The sequence below is a fragment of the Pseudomonas sp. PDNC002 genome, from assembly GCF_016919445.1.
GTDB lineage: Bacteria > Pseudomonadota > Gammaproteobacteria > Pseudomonadales > Pseudomonadaceae > Pseudomonas.
Genome location: NZ_CP070356.1, coordinates 5,160,747 through 5,173,550 on the forward strand (window position 1 = coordinate 5,160,747; position 12,804 = coordinate 5,173,550).

General features: G+C 65.4%; 13 protein-coding genes. 5 read left to right on the plus strand and 8 right to left on the minus strand.

Going from position 1 to position 12,804, the window contains the following annotated elements; genetic code table 11:
* Window positions 1-202 precede the first annotated feature (202 nt).
* The 4 genes from JVX91_RS23185 to JVX91_RS29145 form a co-directional block, all read right to left on the minus strand.
* Window positions 203-910 (minus strand): copper resistance protein B, encoded by a 708-nt coding sequence (locus JVX91_RS23185; protein ID WP_205336447.1) that lies wholly within the window; start codon window positions 908-910, stop codon window positions 203-205.
* Window positions 911-919: 9 nt separating this feature from the next.
* A complete protein-coding gene (locus tag JVX91_RS23190) occupies window positions 920-2,599 on the minus strand; it encodes a copper resistance system multicopper oxidase (protein WP_205336448.1) in 1,680 nt (559 codons plus the stop codon).
* Window positions 2,600-2,613: 14 nt separating this feature from the next.
* On the minus strand, window positions 2,614-3,168 hold the full coding sequence (locus JVX91_RS23195; protein WP_205336449.1) for a cupredoxin family protein: 555 nt from the start codon (window positions 3,166-3,168) through the stop codon (window positions 2,614-2,616).
* Window positions 3,169-3,340: 172 nt separating this feature from the next.
* Window positions 3,341-3,472 (minus strand): co-regulatory protein PtrA N-terminal domain-containing protein, encoded by a 132-nt coding sequence (locus JVX91_RS29145; RefSeq protein WP_275892376.1) that lies wholly within the window; start codon window positions 3,470-3,472, stop codon window positions 3,341-3,343.
* Window positions 3,473-3,598: 126 nt separating this feature from the next.
* Here JVX91_RS29145 and JVX91_RS23200 point away from each other — a divergent pair, with 126 nt between their 5' ends.
* Both JVX91_RS23200 and JVX91_RS23205 read left to right on the plus strand, forming a co-directional pair.
* Window positions 3,599-4,279 carry a heavy metal response regulator transcription factor gene (locus JVX91_RS23200; RefSeq protein WP_205336450.1) on the plus strand — a complete coding sequence of 227 codons (681 nt, stop codon included), beginning with the start codon at window positions 3,599-3,601 and terminating at the stop codon, window positions 4,277-4,279.
* Window positions 4,276-5,592, plus strand: coding sequence for a heavy metal sensor histidine kinase (locus tag JVX91_RS23205; protein WP_205336451.1), 1,317 nt, complete (start codon window positions 4,276-4,278; stop codon window positions 5,590-5,592). The genes JVX91_RS23200 and JVX91_RS23205 overlap by 4 nt, the downstream gene beginning before the upstream one ends.
* A 202-nt stretch (window positions 5,593-5,794) precedes the next feature.
* On the opposite strand, the gene JVX91_RS23210 is transcribed toward JVX91_RS23205, so the two are convergent.
* From JVX91_RS23210 to JVX91_RS23225, 4 genes are all read right to left on the minus strand, one after another.
* Window positions 5,795-6,574 (minus strand): ABC transporter permease, encoded by a 780-nt coding sequence (locus tag JVX91_RS23210; protein ID WP_205336452.1) that lies wholly within the window; start codon window positions 6,572-6,574, stop codon window positions 5,795-5,797.
* Window positions 6,571-7,503: an ABC transporter ATP-binding protein gene (locus tag JVX91_RS23215; protein ID WP_205336453.1), complete on the minus strand. Its 933-nt coding sequence runs from the start codon at window positions 7,501-7,503 to the stop codon at window positions 6,571-6,573. Before JVX91_RS23215 ends, JVX91_RS23210 begins: the two co-directional genes overlap by 4 nt.
* A 107-nt stretch (window positions 7,504-7,610) precedes the next feature.
* Entirely contained in the window at window positions 7,611-8,228 is a 618-nt protein-coding gene (locus tag JVX91_RS23220) for a glutathione S-transferase (RefSeq protein WP_205336454.1), read from the minus strand.
* A gap of 116 nt (window positions 8,229-8,344) precedes the next feature.
* Complete coding sequence (locus JVX91_RS23225; RefSeq protein WP_205336455.1) at window positions 8,345-9,034, minus strand: transglutaminase family protein; 690 nt, start codon at window positions 9,032-9,034, stop codon at window positions 8,345-8,347.
* Between the two features lie 233 nt (window positions 9,035-9,267).
* On the opposite strand from JVX91_RS23225, the gene JVX91_RS23230 reads away from it, so the two are divergent.
* The 3 genes from JVX91_RS23230 (at window position 9,268) to JVX91_RS23240 (ending at window position 12,780) form a co-directional block, all read left to right on the plus strand.
* Complete coding sequence (locus tag JVX91_RS23230) at window positions 9,268-11,760, plus strand: acyl-CoA dehydrogenase (RefSeq protein ID WP_240201654.1); 2,493 nt, start codon at window positions 9,268-9,270, stop codon at window positions 11,758-11,760.
* A 119-nt stretch (window positions 11,761-11,879) separates the two neighbouring features.
* Window positions 11,880-12,296, plus strand: a complete 417-nt coding sequence (locus tag JVX91_RS23235) for a PA2816 family glutamine-rich protein (protein ID WP_205336456.1) — start codon at window positions 11,880-11,882, stop codon at window positions 12,294-12,296.
* A 73-nt stretch (window positions 12,297-12,369) separates the two neighbouring features.
* Window positions 12,370-12,780: a PA2817 family protein gene (locus tag JVX91_RS23240; protein ID WP_205336457.1), complete on the plus strand. Its 411-nt coding sequence runs from the start codon at window positions 12,370-12,372 to the stop codon at window positions 12,778-12,780.
* Window positions 12,781-12,804: the final 24 nt, after the last annotated feature.

A 12,804-nucleotide genomic window follows, 5' to 3' on the forward strand; every position in this document is an offset into this window, starting at 1 on the left:
CAACCTAACCCTCTCCCAGGGGGAGAGGGGACCGTTCGGTGCAGGATGAAACCTCAGCATCAGCCGGCACAGACCGCTCCCCTCTCCCTCTGGGAGAGGGCTGGGGTGAGGGAAAAGCATAGGCACGGCCTTCCCGGCGGAACACCGTTCGTTGTCCCCCAGAATGCGCCCCGCACAACCAAGGCGAGAGCATGGCGCCGGCTCAGAACCACATCCGCACGCCCGCCACCCAGTAACCCTCTTCGTCGCCCTCTCCTTCCGCCCGAGCAATGTCGCCGCTGCGGCCGTAGGTCTTGCTCCAGACGTAACCGAAGTACGGCGCGAACTCCCTGCGCAGCTCGTAGCGCAGGCGCAAGCCCACCTCAAGCTCGCTGCCGCCCGCGCCAACGCCGGTATCACGGTCATCGGCCAAGGCCAGGTTGTACTCCAGCGCGGGCTCAAGAATCAGCCGCTGGGTCAGCAGCAGTTCGTACTCGGTCTCCAAGCGCAACGACGGGTCGCCGCGCTCGCTGAGGAACAGGTTGGCATCCACCTCGAACCACTGCGGCGCCAGGCCCTGGATACCCAGCACCGCGTAGCTGCGCGACGGACCCGGTTGTTCGTCGTGGCGCACACCCACCTGCCAGTCCCAGAAGTCCGCCACCATGCGCTGGTAAAGCAGCTGCACTTCGTTGTCGGTGGTCGGGCCGCCAGCGTCGCGCTCGCCTTCCAGTTTCAGGCGCAGCTTCTGGTAATCGGTGCCGTACCACCCCTGGGCTTCCCAGCCCAGCGCCTGGTCGTTGCCGTGGAAGCGGCTTTCCAGGCGCTGGATCAGCAGCGAGCCCATGGGCATGTCGTCCATCTCGGCGCTTTCAGCGGGCAAGGCCAGGCCCAGGGTCGCCGCGCAGGCCACCCTTGCTATGCGTTTCATGGCGATTCCTCAGAGGCTGGCGCTGGCGGGGGCCGGTTCGACGATGACCTTGCGCATCATGCCGGCGGCCATGTGGTAGATGAGGTGGCAGTGGAAGGCCCATTCACCCAGGGCATCGGCAGGCACGTCGACGTCCAGGATGCTGCCCGGTGCCACGCTGACCACATGCTTAAGCGGGTTGAAGCGGCCGTTGCCCTTGTCCAGCTGCATCCACATGCCGTGCAGATGCATAGGGTGGGTCATCATGGTGTCGTTGACGAAGCGGATGCGCACGCGCTCGCCATAGGTCAGGCGGATCGGCTCGGCCTCCGAGTATTTCTTGCCGTCGATGGACCAGAAGTAACGCTCCATATTGCCGGTGAGGCGGAACTCGATGGTGCGGTCCGGTGCGCGGTAGTCGGCGTAGGGGCGCATGGCTTTCAGGTCCGCGTAGACCAGCAGGCGGTTGCCCGGCTCGGCCGGCTGCGGCGTCAGGCCGCTCCCCGGCGCGTAATCGGATTTCGGCGCGGCGGCGCCCATGGCTGAATGGTCCATCCCAGCCATCTGCGAATGGTCCATCCCCGCCATGCTGGAGTGATCCATCCCGGCCATGTCCGCGTCTTTCGACTCAGCCATCGCCATGCCGCTGTGGTCCATGCCCTCGTGGCTCATGCCCATGTCGGCCATGGTCAGCAGCGGCCGTTCGCGCAGCGCCGGCACCTCGGCCACTAGGCCCTCGCGCGGCGTCAGCGTGGCACGGGCATAACCGCTGCGGTCCATGGCTTCGGCGAAGAAGGTATAGGCGCGATCTTCCTGCGGCTGGACGATCACGTCGTAGGTCTCGGCCACGGCGATGCGCAGTTCATCCACCGTCAACGGCTGCACGTCGTTGCCGTCGGCCTGCACCACGGTCATCTTCAGGCCGGGGATGCGCAGGTCGAAGTAGCTCATACCCGAGCCGTTGATGATGCGCAGGCGCACGCGTTCGCCCGGCTTGAATAGGCCGGTCCAGTTCTGCGTGGTGTCCTGGCCGTTGACCAGAAAGCGGAAGCCGGCGATGTCGGCGATATCCGTTGGCGTCATGCGCATGCCGCCCCAGTCCAGGCGGTCGCGCAGGGTCGCCATGAAGCCATTGGCGCGGGAGTCGGCGATGAAGTCGCCCAGAGTGCGCTGGTTGCCGTTGTAGTAGTCGCTCTGCTTCTTCAGGTTGGCGAACACGGTTTCCGGCTTCGTGTCGTGCCAGTCCGCCAGCAGCAGGGTGTACTCGCGGTCATAGCGGTACGGCTCGCGCGCCTTCGGCTCGATCACCAGCGGGCCGTAGAGGCCCTCGATCTCCTGGAAGTCGCTGTGGGCGTGGTACCAGTAGGTGCCGGACTGCTTCACCGTGAAGCGGTAGGTGAAGGTTTCGCCGGGCTTGATGCCGGGGAAGCTGATGCCCGGCACGCCATCCTGGGTATAGGGCAGGATCAGCCCGTGCCAGTGCAGCGAGGTGTCGCGGTCGAGGGTGTTGGTGACGCGCAGCTCGACGTCCTCGCCCTCCTTGAAGCGCAGCTCCGGTGCGGGCGTCTTGCCGTTCACGACCAGCGCCTTGCGCGCGCCATCGGACAGCCTCAGCTCGCCCTCGCCAATCGTCAGGTCATACACGCCCGCCTGCACCGCCAACGGTGCCAGCAGCAGCGCCCCCAAAGCCCAATCCCTTGCGCGAATCATCTTGGCGCTCCTGATCAAGGCTTGACGGTCAGTTTGCCGACCATGCCGGCCTGGTAGTGCCCCGGAATATTGCAGGCGAACTCCAGGCTGGTGGCCTTGCTGAAGGTCCAGGTCAGCTCGGCGGTCTTGCCCGGCTCCACCAACACGCTGTTGGGATCGTCGTGCTTCATCATCGGCATATCGCCATGGCCCATCTTGCTATGGTCCATGGAGCCAGGGTCCATCTTGCTCATGTCGTGCATGCCGGTGGGCGTGAGCATCCCGGCATCCATCATCTGCTGCATTTCCTTCTGGTGGCCGGCGTGCATCGCGGCGCTGCCCAGATTGAACTCGTGCAGCAGGCTCCCCGTGTTGTGGATGACGAAGCGCACGGTCTCGCCTGGTTTCACGTCGATGCTTTCCGGCTCGAAGAACATCTCGCCCAGCTTGATCTCCACGGTGCGAGTGGCCTGGGCGGCCTTGGCCGGCTTGCCGAAGTCGTAGCCGTGCCCGGCATCGGCCAGGGCCGGCAGGCTGAAGGCGGCGGCGAGGCCGAGGGCGGAAGCTTGGAGCAGATGACGCAGGGACATGGCGAATCTCCTTTCTGGAATGTTGGCCATGGTCGCTGCCGGCGGCTGAGGGTTACCTGTCGGGAAGATTACAACTCTGTCAGCTTGGCGCTCAGCCGCCCGGCGCGGGGTATAAAGAGGGCGAAAAAAAGCCCGCCATAGGGCGGGCAAGGGGCAGCACGATGAATCGGATTCAGCAGGCCTGACGCGCCGTGGCGGCCTGTTCCTGCATGCGCTGGAAGGTGCTGTCCCCGCCTCCGTCAGCCAGAGCCGGTGTGGCGGGGAAGAACAGCACGGCAAACAGCGTGGAGATGATCAGGTGCATGGCAGGCTCCTCGATGGCGCTGAAAAATGAACACGTCGCCAGTGTGCAACACCGACGCTGTCAGTTCGCTGACCGCCCCATTACCCTGATGACAGCCGCGCCCTGAGCGCCCGAATGGATACCCGGATGAAACTTCTCATCGTCGAAGACGAACCCCGCATCGGCCAGTACCTGCAGCAGGGCCTGAGCGAGGCCGGCTTCGCCGTCGACCTGACCGCCGACGGCGACGAAGGCCTGCAATTGGCCCTGACCGGTGAGCATGACCTGCTGATCCTCGACGTGATGCTGCCCGGCCGCGACGGCTGGCAGATTCTCCAGGCCGTGCGCCAGACCGGCAGCGCCGTGCCCGTTCTGTTCCTCACCGCCCGGGATGCCGTGGAAGACCGCGTGCGCGGCCTGGAACTGGGTGCCGACGACTACCTGGTGAAACCCTTCGCCTTCGTCGAACTGCTCGCCCGCGTCCGCACCCTGCTGCGCCGTGGCGGCCAGCAGATCCAGGAAACCACCCTGCAACTGGCCGACCTGGAACTCGACCTGCTGCGCCGCCGCGTGCAGCGCGCCGGCAAGCGCATCGACCTGACCGCCAAGGAATTCGCCCTGCTGGAACTGCTGCTGCGCCGCAGCGGCGAGGTGTTGCCCAAATCGCTGATCGCCTCCCAGGTGTGGGACATGAATTTCGACAGCGACACCAACGTCATCGAAGTCGCCATCCGCCGCCTACGCGCCAAGGTCGACGACGACTTCCCGCAGCGCCTGATCCACACCGTGCGCGGCATGGGCTACGTGCTGGAGGAGCGCGAAGCATGAGCGCTCGCCTCTCCCTCGGCCTGCGTCTGAGCCTGCTGTTCGCCGCCTGCACCGCCGCCGTGTCACTGCTGGCAGGCATCGTTTTCAGCCGCGCCAGTGAAGCGCATTTCATCGAGCTGGATCAGCAGTTGCTGAGCGGCAAGCTGGCGATCTTCCGCGATGTGTTGAAGGACGTCGGCAGCGCCGACGAACTTGCTCCCCACACCGCCGAATTGCGCCGCGAGCTGGAGCGCCATCCCGACCTCGGCCTGCGCCTGCAAGGCCCTGACGGGCAACGCTGGTTCTGGCAGTTGCCGGCGATGAACATGGCCCGTGACGAAGCCCCTGCCTACCGCGAACTGCAGGCGCCGCTGGACGCAAACCAGGCCCAGGGCCCGCAGCTCACGCTGATCCTCGACATCACCCACCACCAGCACTTCCTGCAGCGCATGCAGCGGCTGATCTGGATGACCATGGGCTTCTCCGCCCTGGCCACCGCGTTGCTCGGCGCCTGGGCGGCCCGCGCCAGCCTGCGTCCGTTGCGGCGGATGAGCGAGGTAGCGGCGCAGGTTTCCGCACATTCATTGACGACTCGTCTCGACGCCGGCCAGATGCCCCAGGAACTGCGCGGCCTGGCCGGCGAATTGAACGCCATGCTGGCGCGCCTGGAGGAGGCGTTTCAGCGGCTGTCGGCCTTCTCCGCCGACATCGCCCACGAGCTGCGCACACCGCTAACCGGGTTGCTGACCCAGACCCAGGTAGTGCTCTCGCGCCCGCGCAGCCTGGAGGACTACCGCGAGGCGCTGCACGGCAACCTGGAAGAGCTGGAACGGCTCACGGCGATGGTCAACGACATGCTGTTCCTGGCCAAGGCCGACCACGGCCTGCTCACGCCCAGCAGCCAGCCCCTGGCGCTGGCCGGCGAGGTGGACGAGCTGCTGGAGTTCTACGGGCCGCTGGCCGAGGAAAAGTCGATTCGCCTGGAGCGCGACGGCGAGCTGTCGGTGCAGGGCGACCGCGCCCTGCTGCGGCGCGTGCTGGCCAACCTGCTGGACAATGCCCTGCGCTTCACTCCGCAAGGCGGCGCCGTCCGCGTGCTGCTGGAGCCCGGCCGCCTGAGCGTGGAAAACCCTGGCCGGGCAATCCCTGCCGAGCGCCTGCCGCGCCTGTTCGACCGCTTCTACCGCGCCGACCCGGCCCGCCGCGAGGGCCAGGGTGAGCATGCCGGGTTGGGGTTGGCGATCTGCCGCAGCATCGTTCGTGCCCATGGTGGGGAGATTCGCTGCGAGTCGGCGGGTGGGTGGACCCGTTTCGTCATCGAATTTCCGGGCTAAGAGCCCCTCACCCTAACCCTCTCCCAGAGGGAGAGGGGACTGATCGGCGCAGGGTGCTACCAGAGTGCCCGCCGGCACGTACTACCCCCTCCCCCCTTGGGAGAGGGCTGGGGTGAGGGCCAGCCACCGCAGCGGGCTCACCTGAGATACCGCAAAAGAAAAAAGGCCCCAACCGGGGCCTTTTCCACTCAACATTAAGGCGTCACTGCCGCATCCCACGCCCACTCACTAGCAGACGCACGCAGAATACGTAGAGCAGCACGGTCGCCACCAGCATGAAGATCACCGCCGTACCGATACGTATGTCCGACACGCCGAGGATGCCGTAGCGGAAGGCGTTGACCATGTGCAGGATCGGGTTGGCCAGCGACACGGTCTGCCAGAACGGCGGCAGCAGCGTGATCGAGTAGAACACCCCGCCCAGGTAGGTCAGCGGAGTCAGCACGAAGGTCGGGATGATCGAGATGTCATCGAAGTTGCGGGCGAACACCGCGTTGACGAAGCCACCCATGGAGAAGATCGCCGCCGTCAGCACCACCACCAGCACGGTAATGCCGATGTGATGGATCTGCAGGTCGGTAAAGAACAGCGACAGGATGGTGACGATCACGCCCACTGCCAGGCCGCGCAGCACGCCGCCGCAGACGAAACCGAGGAGGATGGTGTGCGGCGACACCGGCGACACCAGCAGTTCCTCGATGTTGCGCTGGAACTTGCTGCCGAAGAAGCTCGACACCACGTTGCCGTAGGAGTTGGTGATCACCGACATCATGATCAGGCCGGGCACGATGTACTGCATGTAGGTGAAGCCGCCCATGTCGCCGATCTGCCGGCCGATCAAATTGCCGAAGATGACGAAGTACAGAACCATGGTGATCGCCGGCGGCAACAGGGTTTGCGGCCAGATGCGCAGGAAGCGGCGGACTTCGCGGTAGACGATGGTGTTGAGTGCGACCCAGTTGGCGCGCAGTTCGTGACTCATACCGCCACCTTCGACAGATTCTTCTCCACCAGCGACACGAACAGCTCCTCCAGCCGGTTGCTCTTGTTGCGCAGACTCAGGATCTGCACGCCCTGGGCATTGAGTTGGACGAACAGACCGTTGATCCCCAGGGATTTGTCCACCTGCACTTCCAGGGTGTGGTCATCCACCAGCCGCACCGGATAGCCGTCGAGCTTGGGCGTCTCGCTGAGCGTGCCTTGCAGGTCGAGGTAGAAAGTCTCGACGTGCAGCTTGCTCAGCAGCTTGCGCATGCTGGTGTTCTCCACGATGGTGCCGTGGTCGATGATCGCGATGTTGCGGCAGAGCTGCTCGGCCTCTTCCAGGTAGTGCGTGGTGAGGATGATGCTGATGCCTTCGCCGTTGAGTTCGGTGAGGAAGTTCCACATCGAGCGGCGCAGTTCGATGTCCACGCCGGCGGTGGGTTCGTCGAGGATCAGCAGGCGCGGCTCGTGCACCAGCGCGCGGGCGATCATCAGGCGGCGCTTCATGCCGCCGGAGAGTTCGCGGGAAGCGGAATTGCGCTTGTCCCACAGGCCCAGCTGGGTCAGGTACTTCTCGGCGCGGCCCTTGGCGATGCTCATCGGGATGCCGTAGTAGCCGGCCTGGGTGACGACGATGTCGAACACCTTCTCGAACTGATTGAAGTTGAATTCCTGGGGCACCACGCCCAGGCAGCGCTTGAGGCCGTACGGGTCCTTGTCCAGGTCGTGGCCGAACACGTTGACCGTGCCGCTGGTCTTGTTCACCAGGGTGGAAAGGATGCCGATGGTGGTGGATTTGCCGGCGCCGTTGGGGCCCAGCAGGGCGAAGAAATCGCCTTCGGCGACGTCCAGATCGATGCCCTTGAGGGCCTGGAAGCCGTTGCCGTAAGTCTTCGTCAATTGACGGATGGACAGCGCGGAACTCATGGGGATTCCCGTTGCAAGTCTTTGGAAGGTCGCAGGTCTGTGCAAGAAGGCCTGCTTGATACTGGTCCGCCGCACCGATTGCAACCTTCTCGGCGCGCAGGCGAGCCTCAGGTCAGGTCGGTCATCACTGCGTCACGGTAGGCCGGACGCGCCTTCAGGCGCTCGTACCAGGCCGCGAGATGCGGCTGCGCCGGGCGCTCGATGGGCATTTCGAACCAAGCATAGATGAAGCAGCCCAGCGGAATGTCGCCGATACCGAATTGTTCGCCGGTGAGGTATGGCTGCTTCGCCAGCGTCGCCTCGGGGATTGCCAGCAAGCCCGCGCAGGTATCGATGGCGGCCTGTATGGCAGCAACATCACGCTGCTCCGGCGGGGTGCGCAGGGTACCCCAGAACACAGTGCGGAACGGTGCGGCCAGGGACGAGGTGGTCCAGTCCATCCATTTCTCGGCGCTGGCGCGTGCCTGCGGGTCTTGGGGATACAGCTCCGGCGCATAGCGCGCCGCGAGGTAGCGGACGATGGTGTTGGACTCCCAGAGGATGAAGCCGTCGTCATCCAGGGTCGGCACCACACCGTTGGGGTTCAGCGCGCGGTAAGACGCCTCGTTGACCACGCCGAATGCGCCGCCGGCATCGATCCGCTCATAGGCAAGGCCCGCCTCCTCCGCACACCAGAGCGCCTTGCGCACATTGGAGGAATTCTTCCGGCCCCAGATCTTGAGCATGCTGCGCCTCTCTTGCTGTCGTCATCGGATGAAGGCACGGTCTGAAGGCGTGACTTCGGATGACGGCACCCTACCGGCAACGACGCCAGGAAAAAAGTCGCACGTGCTGATGGTGATTATCGATTTTTTTCATGCTGGCGATTGTGTTCCTGCTTGGCCGCTTCGCTGCGCATGTCGCCCTCCAGCGGCGTGTCCTCGCCATTGAACAGGTGCGGGTAGCACTGTTTGAGATAGCCGAAGAAGAACTCCTCGGGCACGTCGGGGAATTGCCCGTGGTCGCGCAGGTATTCCATGTGCCGCTCGCCGTCGCGGTTGAACGGATGGAAGACACTGTCGGTGCGCCCGTCGAACTCCAGCGGCAGCACGCCGAAAGCCTCGCACAGGCCGATGTCGAAGGCCGGCGTGGCTTTCACCCAGCGACCTTCGAGGAACAGCTCGGTGTAGCCATGCATGGCGAACACTTCGCTGCGCAGCAATTCCAGCAGGCGCGTCGTGGCCAGGTGGTTCTTCACGTCGGCCAGGCCGATCCGCGCGGGAATCCCGCAGTGCCGGGCGCAGGCGGCCAGCAACGTAGCCTTGGGCACGCAGTAGGACTGCCCGCTCTCCAGGGCGTGGCTGCCCTTGAGGGTTTGCGGGTCACGGCTGAACACGTAGGGGTTGTAGCGAATCCCGTCGCGCACGGCGTAATAGAGCGCCACGGCCTGCTCCAGCGGCGTGCCGCCGTTGCCCCGGTGATTTAGAGCGAACTCGATTACCCCGGGGTGGTCACTATCAACGAAGCGGCTGGGCTTGAGGTACTGCTGCATGGCGCTGTCTCCGGGCTGATCGTCCTTGGTGGCGCCACCAGTCTAACCAGCCGGATCGGCTACCCGACAAGGCGATCCGGCCAAGCTGTCCGGCCATGCGGCCATCGGTCCCGTTCGGCCAGCTAAGCTTCCGGTGCATTCTGACGGAAGCCCGTCAGGTGCTTGCGCACTGTTCGTCATCAAGCCCGTCGCGACTTGCTGTCGCCCTGGCGGGCTGTCATGGAGGAATCCGCATGCTGTTGCTCTGGTTACTCGTCCTGATTCTCGGCGTTGCCTGGCTCGCGCACCGCCGCGCCGCGCCGCTCAAGGCCCTCGGCATCGTTGCCGTGTACCTCGTACTGATGAGCCTGTTCAGCCACGCCCACGGCTGGATGGTGCTGTTCTGGCTGATCTGGGCCGTGGTCGCGGTGACCATCCTCGCCGCCGACCTGCGCCGTAGCCTGTTCACCTCGCGGCTGTTCGCCTGGTTCAAGAAGACCCTGCCGCCGATGTCCGAGACCGAACGCGAGGCCATCGAGGCCGGCACCGTCTGGTGGGATGGCCAGCTGTTCAGCGGCCGCCCGGACTGGCATACGCTGCTGGGCTATCCCCGCGCGCAACTGACCGAGGAGGAACAAGCCTTCGTCGACGGCCCCACCGAGCAGCTCTGCGCGATGATCAACGATTACCAGGTCGGCAAGGACATGGACCTGCCGCCGGAAGCCTGGGCCTACATCAAGAGCCAGGGCTTCTTCGGCCTGATCATTCCCAAGGAATACGGCGGCAAGGGCTTCTCCGCCTTCGCCCACTCCCAGGTGGTGATGAAACTGGCCACCCGCAGCGGCGACCTCGCCTCCACCGTGATGGTGCCCAACTCCCTCGGCCCGGCAGAACTGCTGCTGCACTACGGCACCGACGCCCAACGCCAGCGCTACCTGCCGCGCCTGGCCACCGGCGATGAAATCCCCTGCTTCGCCCTCACCAGCCCGCAGGCCGGCTCCGACGCCGGCGGCATGACCGACGTCGGCGTAGTCTGCAAGGGCCAGTGGGAAGGCCAGGAAGTCCTCGGCCTGCGCCTGACCTGGGAAAAGCGCTACATCACCCTCGGCCCGGTCGCCACCCTCCTCGGCCTGGCCTTCAAGTGCCATGACCCGGACCACCTGCTGGGCGAGGAAGAAGACCTCGGCATCACCCTGGCGCTGATCCCCACCGATACCGACGGCGTGCAGATCGGCCGCCGCCACGTGCCGCTGGGCGCCGCCTTCATGAACGGCCCCAACTCCGGCAAGGACGTGTTCGTGCCGCTGGACTACATCATCGGCGGCCAGGAAATGATCGGCAAAGGCTGGATGATGCTGATGAACTGCCTGTCCGTGGGCCGCTCGATCTCCCTACCGGCGGTGGGCACCAGCGCCGCCAAGGCCGGCAGCTACGTCAGCGGTCGCTATGCGCAGGTGCGTGAACAGTTCAACGTGCCGCTGTCGGCCTTCGAAGGTATCCAGGAAGCGCTCGCCCGCATCGGCGGCAATGCCTGGATGATGGACAGCGCGCGCATCCTCACCGCCAACGCCGTGGACCTGGGCGAGAAACCCTCGGTGCTCTCGGCCATCCTCAAATATCACCTCACCGAACGCGGCCGCGAGTGCATCGCCCACGCCATGGACATCCACGGCGGCAAGGGCATCATCCTGGGCCCGAACAACTACCTGGGCCGCTCCTGGCAGGCCGCGCCGATCTTCATCACCGTCGAGGGCGCCAACATCCTCTCGCGCAACCTGATGATCTTCGGCCAGGGCGCCATCCGCTGCCATCCGTACGTCCTGAAGGAAATGGAACTGGCCCGCCGCGAGGACCAGGACCAGGCCGAGCGCGAGTTCGACGAGCTGCTGCTCGACCACATCGGCTTCGCCGTCAGCAACGCCGCCAGCAGCCTGCTGCTGGGCCTGGGCTTCGGCAGCTTCGACCAAGTGCCGGGCGACCGCGTCAGCCGCCCGTATTACCGCGCGCTGAACCGCCTCGCCGCGTCCTTCGCCCTGCTTGCCGACTTCAGCATGATGATGCTCGGCGGCGAGCTGAAGCGCCGCGAGCGCCTGTCGGCGCGTCTGGGCGATGCGCTGAGCCACCTGTACCTGGGCTCCGCCGCGCTCAAGCGCTACCACGATCTGGACAACCCGGATTACCTCCACCCGCTGCTGCACTGGGCGATGGAGGAAAACCTGGAGAAAGCCGAGGCCGCGCTGGCCGACCTGATCGACAACTTCCCCAACCGTGCCTTCGCCTGCCTGCTGCGCGTGCTCGTGCTCCCGCTGGGCCGTCGCCACCGTGGTCCAAGTGACGCGCTGGACGCCGAGATCGCCGATATCCTCGGCCGCCCGCTGAGCGACCCGGCGCTGCAGGCGATCCTCGCCGGCGCCTACCTGCCCAGCGGGGAGGACGACCCGGTCGCCAAGCTCACCATCGCCTACGACCAACTTGCCGCCGCCGCGCCGTTGCAGAAGAAGCTGCACAAGGCGCTCAAGGAGCACGGCGTGCATCCCAAGCCAGGTCAATCGCCCATCGACGCCGCCCGCGAGGCCGGCGTGCTGGAGGCGGAGGAAGCGGAAACCCTGCACGCCGCCGAACATGCGCGCCGCGCGGTGATCGACGTGGACGATTTCTCCAAGGAAGAACTGGCCGGCAAGACATCGCCCAGCGAGAAATCGGACAAGGAGAAACCGGCCAGCAAACCGACCACCACGACAGAGTGATCCGCAGGCTTCACCCATGAGGGCGCCTTCGGGCGCCCTTTCCTTGTCCGACGCACAGCAATGCCGGAAACGGCAATCGGGTGCACACTGGGGGCACACCCGTCATGGAGAAACCTCCCATGCGCCGACTCCTCTTTCCGCTGCTGGCGATCCTCCTCGTCGGCCCTGCCCAGGCCGACCCCTGGCTCTACCCCAGCCGCCCGCGGCCAACATCGACGCCCAGTCCGGTCATCGACCCCATCCAGCAACAGCAGGACAGTCTGCGCCGTCAGTCGCAATTGCGGCAGAACGAGCTGGACCGCCAGCGCCTGAACTACGAGGACCAGCGCCTGCAACTGCAGCAGGAAAACCTGCAGCGCCAGCAGGACAGCCAGCGCCTCGTCGACCAGCAGCGCCGGCAGAGCGACCAGATGATCCAACGGCAGAAGAGCGACCTGCAGCAACAGCAGTTGCAACAGCAGCAACGCATGCTCGACCAACAGCGCCAGCAGATCGACAACCAGCGCCGGCAGATCCAGATGCAGCCAATCCGCTGATCGTCCCGGCGGCAGCGCCAGCGAAACCCGATATAATCCCCGGCCGTTTGAATACAGCTCCAGAGGACCCCCCATGGCCAGCGCCTATCTCGATCACCACCTCGCCCTCCTCAACCACCTGCGCACCATCCTCGGTGCCCTGGGCGAAGCCGAGCAGGTCCCCGAGGACAACCACGGCCTGTTCCTGGAACGCTTCGACGAGCTGATGGTGGAACTGCCGCGCGACCCGGAAGGCGCGCAGTACCTGGGCCAGGACCTGATCAGCCAGGTCTTCCACCGCTACCCGCAGATCGCCCACCTGATTCCGCGCGACCTGCTCTGGTTCTTCGGCGGCGACTGCCTGCACTTCATGCCCGACGAGGAACTGCAGATGTACCAGCAACTCGACGAGCGTCGTTTCGAAGCGCAGGAGCGCGGCGAAGCGTTCGACTGGAATCGCGAAAAATCGCTGCTGGCGCTGCCCGACGACGACGCCAAGCACTGATGCTTCCCGCCGGTGCGGCGCCAC